The organism is Amycolatopsis sp. NPDC102522, from assembly GCF_055584485.1.
In genome coordinates this window covers 1-16,348 of the sequence record NZ_JBVJLY010000034.1, presented here as the reverse complement: position 1 = coordinate 16,348, position 16,348 = coordinate 1, and the positions used below count along the sequence as shown (strand labels likewise).

At 68.9% G+C, this 16,348-nt stretch carries 16 protein-coding genes; 8 read left to right on the top strand and 8 right to left on the bottom strand.

From position 1 onward, the window contains the following. Positions 1 to 58: 58 nt before the first annotated feature. Both ACZ6YV_RS41480 and ACZ6YV_RS41475 read right to left on the bottom strand, forming a co-directional pair. A complete protein-coding gene (locus ACZ6YV_RS41480; RefSeq protein ID WP_378240674.1) occupies positions 59 to 385 on the bottom strand; it encodes a DUF4873 domain-containing protein in 327 nt (108 codons plus the stop codon). Beyond that, positions 382 to 1,161: a TetR/AcrR family transcriptional regulator gene (locus ACZ6YV_RS41475; RefSeq protein ID WP_378240673.1), complete on the bottom strand. Its 780-nt coding sequence runs from the start codon at positions 1,159 to 1,161 to the stop codon at positions 382 to 384. The genes ACZ6YV_RS41480 and ACZ6YV_RS41475 overlap by 4 nt, the downstream gene beginning before the upstream one ends. 50 nt (positions 1,162 to 1,211) lie before the next feature. On the opposite strand from ACZ6YV_RS41475, the gene ACZ6YV_RS41470 reads away from it, so the two are divergent. Beyond that, on the top strand, positions 1,212 to 2,120 hold the full coding sequence (locus ACZ6YV_RS41470) for an AurF N-oxygenase family protein (protein ID WP_378240672.1): 909 nt from the start codon (positions 1,212 to 1,214) through the stop codon (positions 2,118 to 2,120). Then, the gene (locus ACZ6YV_RS41465; RefSeq protein ID WP_465514877.1) at positions 2,117 to 3,040 is read left to right on the top strand and encodes an alpha/beta fold hydrolase; all 924 of its coding nucleotides are present in this window, start codon (positions 2,117 to 2,119) and stop codon (positions 3,038 to 3,040) included. The genes ACZ6YV_RS41470 and ACZ6YV_RS41465 overlap by 4 nt, the downstream gene beginning before the upstream one ends. A gap of 164 nt (positions 3,041 to 3,204) precedes the next feature. Here ACZ6YV_RS41465 and ACZ6YV_RS41460 read toward each other — a convergent pair whose 3' ends face one another. Next, complete coding sequence (locus tag ACZ6YV_RS41460) at positions 3,205 to 3,741, bottom strand: carboxymuconolactone decarboxylase family protein (RefSeq protein WP_465514876.1); 537 nt, start codon at positions 3,739 to 3,741, stop codon at positions 3,205 to 3,207. A 160-nt stretch (positions 3,742 to 3,901) separates the two neighbouring features. On the opposite strand from ACZ6YV_RS41460, the gene ACZ6YV_RS41455 reads away from it, so the two are divergent. Further along, positions 3,902 to 4,942, top strand: a complete 1,041-nt coding sequence (locus ACZ6YV_RS41455; protein WP_465514875.1) for an amidohydrolase family protein — start codon at positions 3,902 to 3,904, stop codon at positions 4,940 to 4,942. 35 nt (positions 4,943 to 4,977) lie between these two features. Beyond that, positions 4,978 to 6,399 (top strand): amidohydrolase family protein, encoded by a 1,422-nt coding sequence (locus tag ACZ6YV_RS41450; RefSeq protein WP_465514874.1) that lies wholly within the window; start codon positions 4,978 to 4,980, stop codon positions 6,397 to 6,399. Positions 6,400 to 6,460: 61 nt separating this feature from the next. On the opposite strand, the gene ACZ6YV_RS41445 is transcribed toward ACZ6YV_RS41450, so the two are convergent. Beyond that, complete coding sequence (locus ACZ6YV_RS41445) at positions 6,461 to 7,084, bottom strand: TetR/AcrR family transcriptional regulator (RefSeq protein ID WP_039922912.1); 624 nt, start codon at positions 7,082 to 7,084, stop codon at positions 6,461 to 6,463. A 243-nt stretch (positions 7,085 to 7,327) separates the two neighbouring features. Here ACZ6YV_RS41445 and ACZ6YV_RS41440 point away from each other — a divergent pair, with 243 nt between their 5' ends. The 3 genes from ACZ6YV_RS41440 to moeZ all read left to right on the top strand — a co-directional run bounded on the left by ACZ6YV_RS41440 (position 7,328) and on the right by moeZ (position 10,730). After that, positions 7,328 to 8,185: an alpha/beta fold hydrolase gene (locus ACZ6YV_RS41440; protein ID WP_465514873.1), complete on the top strand. Its 858-nt coding sequence runs from the start codon at positions 7,328 to 7,330 to the stop codon at positions 8,183 to 8,185. Positions 8,186 to 8,266: 81 nt separating this feature from the next. Then, positions 8,267 to 9,433 (top strand): DUF3152 domain-containing protein, encoded by a 1,167-nt coding sequence (locus ACZ6YV_RS41435; RefSeq protein ID WP_465514872.1) that lies wholly within the window; start codon positions 8,267 to 8,269, stop codon positions 9,431 to 9,433. Positions 9,434 to 9,551: 118 nt separating this feature from the next. After that, positions 9,552 to 10,730, top strand: a complete 1,179-nt coding sequence (gene moeZ / locus ACZ6YV_RS41430) for an adenylyltransferase/sulfurtransferase MoeZ (RefSeq protein WP_378240664.1) — start codon at positions 9,552 to 9,554, stop codon at positions 10,728 to 10,730. Positions 10,731 to 10,834: 104 nt separating this feature from the next. Here the strand turns inward: moeZ and ACZ6YV_RS41425 are convergent, their stop codons facing one another. Then, a complete protein-coding gene (locus ACZ6YV_RS41425; RefSeq protein WP_465514871.1) occupies positions 10,835 to 11,794 on the bottom strand; it encodes a hypothetical protein in 960 nt (319 codons plus the stop codon). Positions 11,795 to 11,899: 105 nt separating this feature from the next. On the opposite strand from ACZ6YV_RS41425, the gene ACZ6YV_RS41420 reads away from it, so the two are divergent. After that, positions 11,900 to 12,697 (top strand): TIGR02569 family protein, encoded by a 798-nt coding sequence (locus ACZ6YV_RS41420; RefSeq protein ID WP_465514870.1) that lies wholly within the window; start codon positions 11,900 to 11,902, stop codon positions 12,695 to 12,697. A gap of 41 nt (positions 12,698 to 12,738) precedes the next feature. On the opposite strand, the gene ACZ6YV_RS41415 is transcribed toward ACZ6YV_RS41420, so the two are convergent. Genes ACZ6YV_RS41415 through ACZ6YV_RS41405 form a run of 3 tightly spaced genes read right to left on the bottom strand, consistent with a single transcriptional unit; the run spans position 12,739 to position 16,190 of the window. Beyond that, positions 12,739 to 14,973 (bottom strand): FtsX-like permease family protein, encoded by a 2,235-nt coding sequence (locus ACZ6YV_RS41415; RefSeq protein WP_465514869.1) that lies wholly within the window; start codon positions 14,971 to 14,973, stop codon positions 12,739 to 12,741. Beyond that, positions 14,970 to 15,650: an ABC transporter ATP-binding protein gene (locus tag ACZ6YV_RS41410; RefSeq protein WP_465514868.1), complete on the bottom strand. Its 681-nt coding sequence runs from the start codon at positions 15,648 to 15,650 to the stop codon at positions 14,970 to 14,972. The genes ACZ6YV_RS41415 and ACZ6YV_RS41410 overlap by 4 nt, the downstream gene beginning before the upstream one ends. A gap of 15 nt (positions 15,651 to 15,665) precedes the next feature. After that, positions 15,666 to 16,190, bottom strand: a complete 525-nt coding sequence (locus tag ACZ6YV_RS41405) for a PadR family transcriptional regulator (RefSeq protein ID WP_465514867.1) — start codon at positions 16,188 to 16,190, stop codon at positions 15,666 to 15,668. Positions 16,191 to 16,348: the final 158 nt, after the last annotated feature.

Below are 16,348 nucleotides of genomic sequence, written 5' to 3'. Positions count from 1 at the left end.
GTGTCGGGGTCTCTTCGGCTGAGCAGGGGACCTTTGGTATCGCCTTCGGCCGCGGTCGTCAGGCGTTGAGTTCGTTCAGTTCTTCCAGGCTGGTCGGCACGTGGAAGGGCGGCGTGCTGGTGCCCATGATGCGGTAGCGGTCCCACGGGTCCGGGTCGGAGAGTTCGCCCTTCGCGCTGTACTCGCCCGCGCGGATCTCGACGGCGGTCTTCTTGCCGCCGGCGGCCGCGGACACCTGCTCGTTGGTGGCCACGCGGCCGTACCAGCGGTAGTACCCGTCGATGGGCTGGAAGTAGCCCCGCAGGTCGACCGTCGCCGCGACCTCGGTCCCGTTGATCACGAGGACCGCTTCACCGGCGTAGCCGTCTTCGTCGTGCTCGCTCATTGCCCCTCCACCTGCTTTTCGTCGGTCTTCCGCATCTGGACGACCTTGTTCTCTTCGAGCGGCAGGTTCGGGTCGATGACGATGCCCTGCTGCCGGGAGAGGCCGTCGATCGCGGCCCAGATGATCTGCGTCAGGTACTCGACGACGCTGTCGCGGCCCATCGAGCGCCGGTCCAGCCACCATTCGCCGGTGCTCTGCACCATGCCGACGATGCCGTGCGCCCACGGTTCGGCGGCGCCGGAGTCCATGTTGAACATCCGCATGTAGTCGCCGAGCAGCGCGGTGAGCGCGGTGGCGATCAGTTCCTTGTCCTCGGCGACGACGTCGGACTTGACGAGCACCTTCTCCTGCAGGCCGCCGCGTGCGAGCAAGCGGTACAGGTTGGGGTGCTCCTCGATGACGCTGAAGAACGCGTCGAGCGCCATCCGGATCCGGGGGACCGGGGCCAGTTCGGAGTTGATCGCCGGGATCAGCCGCTGGAAGAGGATCTCCGTGCCGCGCTGTCCGAGCGCGACGTACAGATCCGCCTTGTCGTCGAAGTGCCTGTACAGCACGGGTTTCGTGACGCCCGCTTCGGCGGCGACGTCCTCCATGCCGAGGTCCGGACCATGCGTGTCGAGGGCGCGGAGGGCGGCCTCGACGAACTCCGCGCGACGCGCGATCCGGTGCTTGCGCCAGCGGTCGCGACGGGCGTCGCCCGTGTCGGCCTCACCCGCCGTGGGGTGCTTGCTCGACTGCTTGCTGTTGCGCTTGACACGTTCGATCACCCAAGTCATGCTACCAGAGGTAACTGTTACCGCGAGTTACAGATAGGGGTGTGTCGGCAATGACGCGGGCGCTGAAGGAAACCGACCGGGAGAAGACAGCCGAGCGGCTGCTCAAGTCCTCCGCAAACAAGTTCTACGACCCCGACGTCGACATCGACTGGAACGCTCCGCTCGTGGACGGGAAGCGCTACATCCCGGCACACCGTTCCTCGCTCTACGGCACCAAGCTGTGGGACTCACTGTCCGAAGAGCAGCGCATCGAACTCGGCAAGCACGAGGTCGCGAGCGTCGCCACGACCGGGCTGTGGTTCGAAATCCTCCTGATGCAGATGCTGCTCAAGGAGGTCTACGACGAAGACCCGACCAGCTCGCACGCGCAGTACGCGCTGACCGAGATCGCGGACGAATGCCGTCACTCGACGATGTTCGCGCGGATGGCGTCGCGGATCGGCTGCCCGTCCTACGGGCCCGTGCCGTGGCTGCGGCGGCTGGCGAAACTGATGCCGTCGATCAGCTACGGCCCCGCGCGCTACGGCGCGATCCTCGTCGCCGAAGAGGTCCTCGACCGGCTTCAGCGCGAGCAGATGAACGACCCGGACATCCAGCCGTTGGTGCGCATGGTCAACCGGATCCACGTCCTCGAAGAAGCCCGGCACGTCACCTTCGCCCGCGAAGAGGTCACTCGCGGGATGGCGAAGCTGACGAAGAAGGAAATCGTCTATCAGCAGTTCATCATCGCGCTGATCTCGTACTTCGTGACGCGGGCCTTCATCAACCCGAACGTCTACAAGGCCGTCGGCATCCGGCCGCGTGACGGCGTCGAGGCCGCGCTGAACAACCCGAACTGGCAGGGAAGCGTCCAGTGGGCGGGCGAGAAGATCATGCCGTTCCTGCAGGAATCCGGTCTGGTCGGCAAGCCCGGCATGTACTTCTGGCGCAAGTCCTTCCTGCTGCCGGGGAAGCGATGAGGAGCGTCAAACAGCGCGGCACCGTCTCCTGGGATCCGTCGCGGGAGCACCGGTTCGTGACCGGCGACGGCACCGCTCTGCACGTCGAGCAGAGCGGCCCCGCCGACTCCGAACTCACGCTGGTGCTCGTGCACGGCTGGACCCAGGACCACCGAACCTGGGACGGCGTGGCGTCGCGGCTCGGCGACTCCGTCCGGATCCTGCGCTACGACCTGCGCGGCCACGGCGGCTCGGCGCCGGCGAAACCGGGGACGGCCACGATCGCGACCCTCGCCGACGATCTCGCCGAGCTGATCCAGGACCGCGTCCCGAACGGACCGATCGTGCTCGCCGGGCACTCCATGGGCGGCATGACGATCATGGAACTGTCCCGCAGGCATCCCGACCTCGTGGCCCGGCGCGTCGCCGGGGTCGCGTTCGTCGCCACTTCGTCCGGTGAGATGGACCGGATCACCCTCGGCCTGCCGGGGATCGCGGGCAGCGGCGCGGCGAGGTTCGAACGGAGGCTCGCGAAGCTGCTCGCGAAGAACCGCCGGGACGCCTTGCCGTTGCCGCTGTCCGTGGTGCGCCCCGGCGCGCGGCTGCTCGTCTTCGGACGGCGTCCTCAGCGGGCCGACGTGGACTCGGTCGCCGAACAGCTGCTGTGCGCGCATCCGGCGAGTGTCGCCGGATTCCAGGACGCGATTTCGCGGCACGACTGCCGGGTCACGCTGGCCGCGCTGCAGGGAAAACCGGTGATCGTGCTGTCGGGGGAGCGGGACAGGCTGTGCCCGACCCCGCACGCCAAGGTCATCGCCGACGCGCTGCCGGACGCTGAATTCGTGCGTTACCCCGGCGCGGGGCACATGCTTCCGCAGGAGCGAGCGCAAGAGGTCTCGGCCCGCATCGCGGTGCTGGTCCGTCGCGCCGCGAGGGTCTGAAGAGGAGCAAGGTCGGGGGCAGGGTGGCTTCGCGACGGTGAAGGATTTAGGACGTTGAACGCCCCAAATCCTTCACCGTCGATCTGGGCGTCCGCCGGGTCGCCACCTTCGCGCAGATCGGCGGTAGGGCCGACCAAACGGCAGCAAAGGTCCCTTGGTCCCGCTCAGAGGCGGGTGTAGCCGTTCTCGAGCAGGCGGATGCCCGTGGCTTTGTAGGCGTCCTGGTCGTCCGGGGCGACGGTCGCCAGCCCGTCGACATAGCGGTTGAACATGCAGAACGCGGCCGCGATCAGCACCGTGTCGTGGATTTCGACGTCTGTCGCGCCCTCCGCGCGGGCTGCCGCGATCAGGTCTTCGCTCACGGATTTCCCGCCTTCGCGGACGGCGAGCGCGACGTGTAGAAGCGCCTTCACCTTCGCCGACACAGGCGCTCCGTCGACGTCTTCCCAAGCCGCTTCGACGACCGGCATGCCGCCTTCGAGCGCTTCGGCGGCGACGGCGGCGTGACTGCGTGAGCAGAACGTGCAGTCGTTGCCGCGTGAGACGACCGCGCCGATCAGCTCGCGTTCACCCACGCTGAGGCTGCTCGGGCCGCGAAGCAGCACTTCGGCGAGTTGCCCGAGCGGCGCCGCCGTCTCCGGCCGGTAGGCGAACAGGGCGGTGATACCGGGCAGGTTCTCGTCGAGCGCGATGTGGGGCATGGGTGACTGACTCCTCGCGGATCGGCAACGCGGTCGCTGGAGTCCTATCCGAAACCCGGCCCAGCGCGGTTCCGCCGGACGGACCAATAGCGACAGTAAAGGTCCCTTGCTCCCGGCCGCTCGTGGTTGAGTCGGGTCGGCAACTCACGAGGGGGACACCGTGATCGTCAGAATCCGAGGCCGCGCGCTGCCCGACGGCGAGTACGTCGACCTCTACGCCGACGGCGACCGCTGGACGGCCGATCCGGTCCCCGGCGCGGAGCTGGCCGCCGAAGGCTGGCTGCTGCCGGGGCTCGTCGACGCCCACACCCATCCCGGCGCCGAGGCGCCCGGCGACCCGATGGACGAGGAGATCCTGCGCGCCGATCTGCATCGGCACGTCGACGCCGGGGTCACGATGATCCGCTCGCCCGGCCTGCCCGGCGAGCCGCCCGAGTGGTTCGGCACCGAACCTGGGTTGCCCCGCGCGGTGCACGCCGGGCCGTGGATCGCCCAGCACGGCCAGTTCTTCGACGGCTGGGGCCGCCGCGCCACCCACGCCGAACTCCCCGCGCTCGCCGCGGCGCAGGCGGAACGCACCGGCTGGGCCAAGATCATCGCGGACTGGACCGTCGGGGACGAGGCCGTGCCGTCCGACGTCATGACCGCGGTCGTCGAGGCGGTGCACGCGGTGGGCGGGCGGGTCGCGGTGCACTCCCAGCATGCCGCCGGCGGCGAAGCCGCGGTGGCCGCGGGAGTCGACTCGGTCGAGCACGGGATGTGGCTCGACCCGGGATACCTACCGGACATGGCAGCCCGCGGAACCGCCCTCACACCAACGCTTTCGGTGTTCCAGTCGGCTTTGGGGACCGTGCGGAACCGGGAAGACTCGCCGCGGAAGCGCTGGTTCGTCGATGGCGCGGAGGCACATCCCGCGCTGGTCGTGGCGGCGGCGGAGGCCGGGGTGAAGATCCTCGCCGGAACGGATTCCCGGCCACACGGCCGCGTCGGCGTCGAGATCCGCGCCCTCGCGGAGGCGGGGCTGCGGCCGCACGACGCCCTCGCCGCCGGCTCGTGGGCCGCGCGCGAGTACCTGGGCTTGCCCGGGCTGGTGCCCGGCGCGCCCGCCGACGCCGTCGTCTACGCCGAAGATCCGCGCGAAGACCTGGCACAGCTGGAGCATCCCGTCGCGGTCGTCTTGCGGGGTGTCCGCGTCAGGTGAGCTAGCTTGATCTTTTCGACTGGGGAGTTGAAACCATGAAACAACGCAGATCCGTCCTGTCGGTCTTCAGCCTCACGCTCGCCGTCGCCCTCGGCGCCGCTCTGCTCGGCGGTCTCGGCGGCGGAACCACCGAAACCGGGAGTGACGCGGAATTCACCGGCGCCGGCCGCGTCGTCATCCGTGACGCGTCGATGGTGCTCACGATGGACCCGAGCCTCGGCGAAGGACCGCTCGGCGCCCTCGCCGACGCCGACGTCGTCCTCGAAGGCACCAAGATCAAGCAGGTGGGCAAGGACCTCGACGCGGGCGCCGCGAAGGTCGTCGACGGTCGCGGCAAGATCGTCCTGCCCGGGTTCGTCGACCTGCACAACCACCTGTGGCAGTCGCTCATCCGCGGCTGCGCGGCCGACAAGGAACTCGTCGGCTGGCTCGGCAAATGTGTCATCCCGCTGTACCGCGCGCCGGTGACCGACGCGGACGCGTACGCGGGAACGAAGCTCGCGGCCGCCGACGTCGTCTCGACCGGCATCACGACGGTCACCGACTGGTCGCACGCGTTCAACGCCGACTTCGCGAAGGGCGGCCTCCGCGCTCTCGGCGAGTCGAAGCTGCGTTTCCTCTACTCCTACAACGGAACCACCGATCCCGCGCTGCAGAACGAGATCCGCCGCGTGAAGCGCGAGGTCATCGACCCGAACCCGTTGGCCCGCCTGCAGATCGGCACGCATCCGTCCACCGGGAACTTCCCGAGTGTCGACGCGTCGGAGAAGCTCGCGCGCGAACTCGGTGTCTCGCTGAACGTGCACCTGCTCGAAGCCAAGGCCGATCTGACCGCGGGGCAGATGGACGCGCTCCGGCGGGCGAACGCGCTGCACCCCGGGCTGGTGGCGAACCACGTCATCCAGGCCACTGACGCCGACCTCGACGAACTCGCGGCCGCGGGCGTCAGCGTGGCGCACAACCCGCTGTCGAACATGCGGCTCGCGTCGGGCGTCATCCGGCTGCCGGAGATGAAGAAGCGGGCCATGAAGGTCGGGCTCGGCCTCGACGGCGGCACCAACGACACGAGCGACATGTTCAACGTGATGCGCGCGGCCGTCGGCCTCCAGCGGGCGATCGCGACGGATCCGGCGGTCTATCCGACCACGACGGACGTCCTGCGCATGGCGACGCTCGGCGGCGCGGAAGCGCTCGGGATGGACAAGGAGATCGGGTCGCTGACGCCGGGCAAGCGGGCGGACCTTCAGCTGGTCGACGCCCAGGCGGTCAACTTCGCGCCGAAGGTGGACTGGGTCAATCAGCTGGTCTTCAACACCCAGCCCGCGAACGTCTCGTGGGTGTTCGTCGACGGCCGCGCCCTCAAGCGCGAAGGCCGCGTTGCCGGCATCGACACCGCGAAGGTCGTCGCCGACGCCCAGGCCGCCGCGGACCGCATCAAGAAGCTGCTGCCCCAGTAGCCCACGCAATTCGGCACCTACTTGCGATCAGGGCGATCGCAAGTAGGTGCCGAAACGCGGGTCAGTGCTGCAGCGGGAAGCCACCACCGATGCCTCGCCAGGCGAGGTTGGCGGTGAGGGCGACGGCTTCTTCGCGGCTCATCGACTTGTGGTGCGCCAGCCAGAACCGTGCGCTGACCTGCGAGAGGCCCACGAGGCCGACGGCGAGCAGCCGCGCCTTGTCCTCGTCGAGGCCCGCGTCGGCCGTGATGGTCTCCGTGATCGCGTCGACGCTGGCCGACGTCGCCCGGTCCACCGCCTCCTGCACGGCGGGCTCGCCGCGCAGATCGGATTCGAAGACCATGCGGAACGCGCCGGCGTCGTTGTTGACGAAGTCGAAGAACGCGCCGACCGTCGCCGGGACACGCTGCTTGTTGTCCGTCGTGGAGTCGAGCGCGTCCTTGACGCGTCGCACCAGTTCGTCGACGTGGCTCTCCAGCAACGCGATGTAGAGGTCGAGCTTGCCGGGGAAGTGCTGGTAGAGGACCGGCTTGCTGACTCCGGCCTCTTCGGCGATCTCGTCCATCGCGGCGGCGTGGTAGCCGTTCGCGGCGAACACCCGCTGCGCGGCGGCCAGCAGCTGGGCGCGGCGTTCGGTTCTGGGCAGGCGGACACCTCGGGCCTGCAGTCGCGCCATTTCTGTCATCGTGCCTCCAGTCGAGCGGGGCTCCGCAGGGCGGGGTCACCGCCGCGTGAAGTGAGCTCGAGATTACTCGCCGGTACGGCCGGACCGCCAAGGGTCGGGCATCCTTGTGCTGTGTCTTCTCCAGTTTCCCGTGCCGCCGGGGGTCGTCCGCCGCTGACCCACGTACCGCTGTCGCGCAGGTCATTGCCGTCATTGGACCCCGCGCCGCCGCCTTGGCCCGGAGAAACAATAGGTGTCGGCGGGGTGAAATTGCACATCCGCCGGACGCCGGGCGGCCCCGGGACGGCGGTCTACGTCCACGGACTCGGCGGTTCGTCCACGAACTGGACCGACCTCGCCGCGCTGCTGGCACCCCAGGCGGGGGGAACTTCGGTCGATTTGCCGGGTTTCGGCTATTCGGAGCCACCTGACGACTTCGACTTCAGCCTCGACTCGCACGCCGAGGTCGTCGCGAACCATATCGAGAGCCTCGAAACCGGGCCGGTGCACCTGTTCGGCAACTCGATGGGCGGCGCGGTCGCGCTGCTCGTCGCGGCCCGCCGCCCGGAACTGGTGAAGACGCTGACGCTGATCTCGCCCGCGATGCCGGACCTCCGCCCCAGCATGAAGCGGCTGTCCGACCCGCGGATGGCGTTCGCGTACCTGCCGGTGGTCGGCCCGCGAGTACGTCGTCAGCTGGCCGCGCTCGGCCCGCGCGAACGCGCCATGCAGGTCATCAAGCTGTGCTTCGCCGACCCGGGCCGCTTCGCCGAAAGCAGGCTGGACGAACTCGAACAGGAGCACAGCGCTCGCGCCGCCTTCGCCTGGGCCGCTCCCGCGCTGGCCCGCAGCACGTTCGGCATCTTCCGGACGTGGTCCGCGCGCGGACCCGCGTCGCTGTGGGCGGTCGCGCCGACGGTCGCCACGCCGACTCTCGTCGTGTGGGGGCAGCACGACCGGGTGATCTCCGTCCGGCGCGCGGAGCGCACCGCTCGGCTACTTCCGCACGCCCGGTTGCTCGTTCTGCCCCGAACCGGCCATGTGGCGCAGATGGAACGCCCGAATGTCGTAGCGAAGGCCGTTTTGGGGATGTGGGAATCGGTCGAATCGGGCACCTGGTAGCCCATTCGGGTGGGCGAGACACGCCGCACGAAGCGGCGGTCGCTCACAACATCACAGTTCGGTTATGGCACCCTGGTCCCCGTGGATCGGGTTAAGCAAGGCGCGCAGGGCGAAGGTCGGCGGTCTCAGTACTCCGCGTCCGCCCGGCGTTCGTCGCGCGCCCAGCCCCGGACCTCGGAAGTTCCGCGCACCGGTCAGTACCGGCCGACGCCGCCGCCGTCGCAGCGGCTCGACGAAGACCGTTACCGCCCGGGCAGTCGCCGGACCAGCGCCCAGCCGCTCAGCGCGTCCTGGAAGCCGCACGAGTCCGACGCCGCCAAGACCAAGGCCCGCAAGAGCAAGGGCGGCATCGGCCACTTCGCCAAGACCTACGGCTGGCGTGTGTACGCGCTGCCGATCCTCGTGGTGATCACCGCGCTGGTCGTGTTCAACACCGCCACCGGCCCGGCCGAGCCGATCGCCTCCGACGGGACGAGCCTCGCTTCGGCCGACGGTTCCGCCGGCAACGGCGGCGAGCCGGGCGCGGGTGTCGACGGCGGCGGCGACGTCCTCCCCGAGAACCCGGCCAAACCGGTCGACCTCAAGATCCCGACCGCCGACCTGCCCAAGGGTGAACCCTTCACCGAGTCCGGCCAGGGCACCTATCACGTGGTGCCGGGCAAGGGCGAGAAGGTCGGGAAGGGACAGCTGTACACGTACACCGTCGAGGTCGAGGACGGCATCGATCCGACCAGCTACATGGGCGACGACAGCTTCGCCAGGTCGGTCGAGCAGACCCTGTCCAATGCCAAGAGCTGGACGTGGGACGGGAAGAAGGCACTCCAGCGCGTCGACGCGAGTTTCCCGAACCCCAGCTTCCGGGTGAGTCTCACCACTCCGAACACGACGCATCGCGCGGACGTCTGCATGTTCCAGATCACCTACGAGACCTCGTGCTACCGGTCGAGCTTCGACAAGCGCGTGGTGATCAATCTCGCCCGCTGGGTGCGCGGAGCGATGGCGTTCCAGGGCGACATGGTGTCGTACCGTCAGTACGCCATCAACCACGAGGTCGGGCACGCCCTGGGTGGAAAGCACCTGGGCTGTCAGGAAAACGGCGCGATCGCGCCGGTCATGATGCAGCAGACCTTCGGCGTCTCCAACGACTTCGTGGCGCAGCTGAACGACCTGCCGGGTGGCGACAGGGGCAGGGTTCCCGCCGACGGCAAGGTCTGCAAGCCGGGCTCCTGGCCGAATCCGACACCTTAGTCTCCGCCGTCTCACTTGCTGGAATTTCCCAGGATATGAAACAGGGGAAGTCGTTTCCGCCTGTCGGTGTTGTAGATACTGGGATGCGACCCGCGATCCACGCGAGATGGAGGACCCGATGTCAGGCACGCTGCCGCCGCTCGTCGAGCCGGCCGCCGAGCTCACCAAGGAAGAGGTGGCCCGGTACAGCCGTCACCTGATCATCCCGGACGTCGGGGTGACCGGGCAGAAGCGGCTGAAGAACGCCAAGGTGCTGGTCATCGGCGCCGGTGGCCTCGGCAGCCCGGCGCTGCTGTACCTGGCCGCGGCCGGGGTCGGCACGCTCGGCATCGTCGACTTCGACGAGGTCGACGAATCGAATCTGCACCGCCAGGTCATCCACGGCCAGTCCGACATCGGCAAGCTCAAGGCCGCGTCGGCGCAGGAGTCGATCGCCGAGATCAACCCCTTCGTGAAGGTGCACCTGCACACCGAGCGGCTCGAGTCGTCGAACGCGCTGGAACTGTTCGAGCGCTACGACCTGATCCTCGACGGCACCGACAACTTCGCGACGCGGTACCTGGTGAACGACGCCGCCGTGCTCACCGGCAAGCCCTACGTGTGGGGCTCGATCTTCCGGTTCGAGGGACAGGCCAGCGTGTTCTGGGAGGACGCGCCGAACGGCAAGGGCCTCAACTACCGCGACCTCTACCCCGAGCCGCCGCCGCCCGGCATGGTCCCGTCGTGCGCCGAGGGCGGTGTGCTGGGCGTGCTGTGCGCGTCGATCGGTTCGATCATGGTCAACGAAGCGATCAAGCTGATCACCGGCATCGGTGAGCCGCTGCTGGGCAGGCTCGTCAGCTACGACGCGCTGGAGATGAAGTACCGCGAGGTCAAGATCCGCAAGGATCCCGAGACCCCGAAGATCACCGGGCTCATCGACTACGAAGCCTTCTGTGGCGTTGTGTCCGACGAAGCCGCTTCGGCCGCTTCGGGACACACGATCACTCCGGCGGAGCTCAAGGCCAAGTTCGACAACGGCGACAACTTCGCCCTCATCGACGTCCGCGAGCCGCACGAGTACGAGATCGTCAACATCAAGGGCGCGACGCTGATCCCGAAGGACCGGATCCTCTCGGGCGAGGCGCTGGCGGAACTGCCGCAGGACAAGCCGATCGTGCTGCACTGCAAGTCGGGCGCGCGTTCGGCGGAGGCGCTGGCCGCACTGCACCAGGCCGGGTTCAAGGACGCGACCCACCTCGGTGGCGGCGTGCTGGCCTGGGCGCGGCAGATCGACCAGAGCCTGCCGACGTACTGACGCTCTTGTGCCGCTGACCAGCGGAAAGAGAGCAAGGGACCTTTGCTGTCGTTAGTTAGTGCGCTAACGAACGCTAGCAAAGGTCCCTTGCTCCCTGCCGGGCATCAGTAGCCGAGGGACCCGCCCGTGAAGATCGCGCGCACGAAGGTCGCGAAGCCGGCGAAGACGTCCGTCCGGTTCCCGCCGGAAGCTTTCGGCAGGGCGGCGATGATCTCGGCGTCGGTCAGCGGATGGGTCTTCCCCGCCAGCTCGCGCAGTTCCTCGGGCTTCCAGTTGTGGTTGCCCGCGACATGCACCGACAGCCCTCCGCGCCGCTGGACGAACTCGATCTTGTCCGCGTTCTGCCGAACGAACTCGCCGTCGCCGACCGAAGCGCACGTAGGGTTCGCAAGCCGCCAGTCAGTCTTCACCGGCGTCTCGCAGCTCTCGACGGCGTCGGTCGCGAAGGTCCAGACAGGCGAGATCCACAGCTGTGGTGCGTACTCGACGATGAGCGACCCGGAGTCTTCGGTCGCCTTCGTCGGGAGTCGCTGGGGACCGAGGTCGGCCGCGAGGGTGCGATCGCGCGGGACGTCGACAGCGGCCAGCCGCCGGGCGGCGCTGTCTTCGGGCAGGGCCGAGGGGACGGCGATCCCGCCGGCGATCAGCGCGATCAAGAGCAGGCCCGCGCCGGCCCGCACCCCGAGGCCCGGCGCGAACAGTCCGGCGGCGAGCGCCACCGGCACTCCGAGGAACGGCACCGCAAACCAGGGGTCGAACGCCTCCGCCACCTCCAGTACGAAGATCGCGCCGAAAACGCCGAAAGTCCCGACCGTGGTGGCCCAGGCCAGCCGGGGCCACGGTTTCGCGAGAGTCGGAAAAGCCAAGTAGCCGACGAGATAGACCGTCCCGATCGCCACGAGCGGAACCGGCAACGCGACCCAGGGAACGTGCAGGAACGCGGCGAGCGGGAGCAGCAGGCCCACGGTGACCGGGCCCAGCGTGCCGAGCAGCCACAGGGAGCCGAGCGCGAGGGCGACGAGCTGCCCGTCGGTGAAGCGGCGCTGAGCCGTTCGGGGGATCACAGCGGAAGAATGGCAGGTCAGGAGTGATTGTGTCTTGAGTATCGCTACTCAAGACCAGCGCGTCTTCTCGTTCGTGGCGCGGAAGACGGAGTAACGTGCCGAGCCGTGCGTGCCACCCTAGAAAGCCCTCCGGAACACGTCTGTTCGGCGTTCGGCGGACGTGACGGTGACGCGGAGCCGCTGCCGGGCACCACCGCCTGGCGCTACGCCGATCTCGTGCTCAAGCCGGTCGTGGACAAGTCGCGGACCCTGTGGACGGCCCGGGCGCTGGAGGCCGTCGACGAGCCGGGGCTGAGGGTCGCGAAGCCCGTCCGGTCCAGCGACGGCCGCTGGGTGGTCGGCGGCTGGTCGGCGAACCGGTTCGTCTCCGGCACGGCCGAGCACCGCTACGACGAGGTCGTGCACGTGGCGGTCAAACTGCATCGTGCGACGGCGGGGTTGCCGCGGCCGGACTTCCTGGGGCGGCGCACCGATCTCGAGGCGCTGGCCGACAAACTCGCCTGGGGCGAGGCGGACATGTCCCTCGACGAGAACAAGGGCGGCCGCTGGTTCGAGGTGCTGGCAGGTTCCCGAAGACCGGTCAAACTGCCGGACCAGGTCGTCCACGGCGAACTGCTCGCCGGTGTGCTGTTCGACGGCGACGCGGCCCCCGGCATCGTCGATTTCGTGCCGTACTACCGGCCCGGCGAATGGGGCGCCGCGATCGTCGCGGTCGACGCGCTGGTCTGGGGCGGCGCCACCATCGACCTGCTCGAACGCTGGGCGCATCTGCCCGAATGGCCTCAGCTCCTGCTGCGCGCGGTCCTTTTCCGCCTGGCCGCCAACGCACTCGACCCCCGGTCGACGCGAGCGGCGCACGACGGGCTCCGCGCCGCCGCCCGCGACGTCAGCGCCGTGCTGTGAATCCGTGAAGGCCCCCTGAGAAGGAGGCCTTCACGGACGGCTCACTCGGTGCGCAGGCTCTCCGCCTTCGCCGCCGAGCGCACGAACGGCCACGTCGACGCCGTCACCAGCAGCACCACGGCGATCGTCGCCACGGCGAGCACCCCGACCGCGGCCCAGTCGATGTACAGCGCACTCCAGAACATCCGCTTGCCCACCGCGGCGATGCCGATCCCGGTCGCCGTCGCGATCACGATCCCCAGCAGCAGCGGAATCCCGTTCTGCCACAGCAAGGACCGCAGGATCACGCGCACCGGGACCCCGGTGGCGGACAGCGCGCCGAGCGCCCGCCGCCGCTCCCGGACCTGTTCCTGGGCGAGCACCAGCAGGCTCACCCCGGCCAGCAACAGGACGAACAGCGCGCCGCCGAGCAGGATGCTCCGCATGTCACCGAACATCTGGACCTCGTCGGTGATCCGCTTCTGGTTGTACGCCGTCACGGAGGCTTGCCAGCCGAACGGGGCGACCGAATTCCGCACCAGTTCGACGAAGTCCGGGTTCGTGGTCCCGTCACGCAGGCTCACCGAGACCGAGGCGGCGGCCAGGTCGACGCCCGCCATCGCGGCCGGTGTCGCGAGCACGTGCACCCCGAGATAGACGGCGAGTCCCGACGGCTTCAGATCGAGCGGCCGAGGCGTGACCGGAACGGTCCAGGACTGTGTCCGCTTGGCCATGTCGGTGAGCGTCACCGACTGTCCTTTGTGGAACAACGAGGCTTCGGCGAACACGTCTCCGTCGTGGCAGCCCGTCGCCCCCGTCGACGCTTCGATCGTGGCGCAGTCGGCGACACCGAACGAGACGAGAGCGCCGCTCTGGTCGAAGTACATCGACCGCATGGCCTGGAAGTCGGCCGCCCCCGGCACCGCTCGCGCCGCGGCCACCGCCTGATCGGCCGTCGGGCCCTCCGCGTGGACGATCATCCGGCCGGCCATCGTGTCCCGGTAGTCGCCCTGGTGCACCGCCTGGCCCGCGATCAGGCTCTGCAACCCGATCGCCCCGGCGAGCACCACGCAGACGCCCGCGACCACCCGCGACGGGGTCCCGCTGTCGCTCTGCAGACGGCGGATCGCGAGCTGGAACGACGGCGACCCGCCCTTGACCCGGGACACGGCGCGCTCCAGCAGCCATGGCAGCAGCGCCGGGATCCCGAGCATCAGCAGTACCGACCCGGCGATCGGCGCCGTGCGGCCCACTTCGCTCGCCATCCCGAAATCCGGTATCACCAAAGCGATTCCGGCGAGGACCGGCAGCAGTCGCCACCACAGCCGCCGCTTCGGCGGCGCGGTCTCGCGGACGACGCCGAGCGGTTCGACGATCAGGTGCCGCTGGGCGAACCACGCCGTCAGCACGGCCAGCGCGGGGACGACGAGCACGATCAGCACCACCAGCGGCCACGGTGGTGTGAGGTCCTTCGGGTAGAGCCCGAAGCGGAGCACCTGGAAGTTCGTCACCGCACCGCGGAAGAGCAGGAACAACGCGGCGCCGACGACGAGCCCGGCCGCGGCGGCGACGAGCGATTCCGCCGCGGTGATCCGGCGCAGCTGCCGGACCGACGAGCCCGCCAGGCGCAGCGCGGCGAGCCGCCGGTCCCGGGTGGCGCCGCCGAGCCGGGAGAGCGTGCCGATGAAGATGAACACCGGCGTGAGCAGGACGACGAGCCCGATCAGCAGGAGCATCAGGATCCCGTTTTCGAGCACGTCGTGGTAGCCGGGGTCGGCGCCGAACCCGTAGATCGTGATCCCGTTCTGCAGTGTGTCCGTGCCGACGTAGGCGATCAGGTCGTTCGGATTGAGCGTGGTCCCCGCGGCGATGAGCCCGGCAGGCTTGCCGGGCAGACGAGGCCGCAGCAGGCCGCTGGTGTCGGACGCGACGAGTTCGTCCAGCTTCGGCGAAAGGAAGACCTCACCCGGTGCCGGCAGCCGGTCCACGCCCGGCGGGATCGGCGAATTCGGGCCGGTCGGCCGCAGATGGACGAGCGAGATCGCCTGACCGCGGAAGTCGGTCGTCGTCGCGTTGTAGAACAGCGGGGCGACGCCCGGGATCTGTTCGCTCCGCACGTAAGCGTCGAACGTCCGCTGGTCCCGGTGGTCCTTGATGGTGCCCGCGGAGGCGCCGGTCAGGAGGATCGCCACCGCCAGCCCGATGCCGGCGGCGCTCAGGACGAGCCTGACGATCGAGCCCCGGCCGCCCCCGACGGCCAGCCGGAATCCCAGCATCAGGTCTTCGCGTCCGGTCACCGGGTCACCGCCGGTTCCCGTGTCCGGCCGTCCCGCACGATGACCTCCCGGTCGGAGTAGGCGGCCACCCGCGGTTCGTGGGTGACCAGGACGACGGCGGCGTTGGTCTCCTTCGCCGTCTTGGAAAGCAGGCGCATGACGAGTTCGCCGCTGAGCGTGTCCAGCGCGCCTGTCGGTTCGTCGGCGAAGATCACCGACGGTTCGGTGATCAGCGCCCTGGCCATGGCGACCCGCTGGCTCTGCCCGCCCGAGATCCGGCCGGGTGTGCTGTCGTCCACGTCGCCGACTTCCAGTTGATCGAGCCAGTTCCGCGCGATCCGCTCGGCGGGGCGGCGTTTCATCCCGCCCAAACGCAGCGGCAGCGCGACGTTCTCCAGGCAGGTCAGTTCCGGCACGAGCTGCCCGAACTGGAAGACGAAGCCGAATTCGGTACGGCGCAGGGCACTGCGTTCGGCGTCGGGCATGGCCGCGAGGTCGTGCCCGCGGAACAGCACGTGTCCTCCGTCGGGGCGCACGATGCCGGACAGGCAGTGCAGCAACGTCGACTTCCCCGAGCCCGACGGGCCCATGATCGCGACGATCTCGCCGGCTTCGAGTGTCAGCCCGGCCCCGGCCAGCGCCTGATCAGGGCCGAAAGCCTTGTGCAGGCCCAAGCCTTGTAACAACGGTGTTTCCACTTTGTGGTCCCCAGGTCAGCGCGCCAGCTGGCGCGCGAGATCGTCGAGGCGGGCGGCGGTGAGTTCCAGCCACCGCAGATCCGCTTCCAGGTGGAAGAGCGCGTGGTCGCAGATCAGCTGGTCGGCGAGGTCGCCGCCGGTCTTGCGGGCGGTGAGCTCGCGCATGGCGCGGAGGTGGGAGCCGCGCTGGGTGTCGAGCAGATCCTGGGCGCCACGGTCGGACAGGAGCGCGAGCACGACCTTGGTGTAGAGCGTGTTCTGCAGGTAGACCGAGGGACTTTCCGGACTTTTCAGCCAATCCTCGACATTGGTGACGCCGGCGTCGGTGATCGCGTACCGCTTCCGGTCCGGACCGCCGCCCGCTTCGACGCCGTTCTCCTCGACGAGTCCGTTCTTCAGCAGCCGGTTCAGCGTCGAGTAGACCTGCCCGTAGTGCAGGGGGCGGTCTTGGCGGAACTGCTTGTCGTAGAGCTGTTTGAGGTCGTAACCGTGCTTGGGGCCGGCTTCGAGCAGGCCGAGCAAGGTGTTCCCGATGGACATGCGAGGGACTATACACACGATCTATACACACGGTGAATAGTTCCCTCGTGAGTGGTGAGGACGGGTAACTAGTCAGGTCCCGGGTCATGTGGTGATCGTCGTTCTGCGATGATCACTGGGTGTCCGGGGGTGAGCGTCCGTCGTATGACGAGTTGGCT

Excerpts from the sequence above, each read along its gene's own strand:
- ACZ6YV_RS41480 (WP_378240674.1), bottom strand. The coding sequence starts at position 385 with ATGAGCGAGCACGACGAAGACGGCTACGCCGGTGAAGCGGTCCTCGTG.
- ACZ6YV_RS41475 (WP_378240673.1), bottom strand. The coding sequence starts at position 1,161 with ATGACTTGGGTGATCGAACGTGTCAAGCGCAACAGCAAGCAGTCGAGC.
- ACZ6YV_RS41470 (WP_378240672.1), top strand. The coding sequence starts at position 1,212 with ATGACGCGGGCGCTGAAGGAAACCGACCGGGAGAAGACAGCCGAGCGG.
- ACZ6YV_RS41465 (WP_465514877.1), top strand. The coding sequence starts at position 2,117 with ATGAGGAGCGTCAAACAGCGCGGCACCGTCTCCTGGGATCCGTCGCGG.
- ACZ6YV_RS41460 (WP_465514876.1), bottom strand. The coding sequence starts at position 3,741 with ATGCCCCACATCGCGCTCGACGAGAACCTGCCCGGTATCACCGCCCTG.
- ACZ6YV_RS41450 (WP_465514874.1), top strand. The coding sequence starts at position 4,978 with ATGAAACAACGCAGATCCGTCCTGTCGGTCTTCAGCCTCACGCTCGCC.
- ACZ6YV_RS41445 (WP_039922912.1), bottom strand. The coding sequence starts at position 7,084 with ATGACAGAAATGGCGCGACTGCAGGCCCGAGGTGTCCGCCTGCCCAGA.
- moeZ (WP_378240664.1), top strand. The coding sequence starts at position 9,552 with ATGTCAGGCACGCTGCCGCCGCTCGTCGAGCCGGCCGCCGAGCTCACC.
- ACZ6YV_RS41405 (WP_465514867.1), bottom strand. The coding sequence starts at position 16,190 with ATGTCCATCGGGAACACCTTGCTCGGCCTGCTCGAAGCCGGCCCCAAG.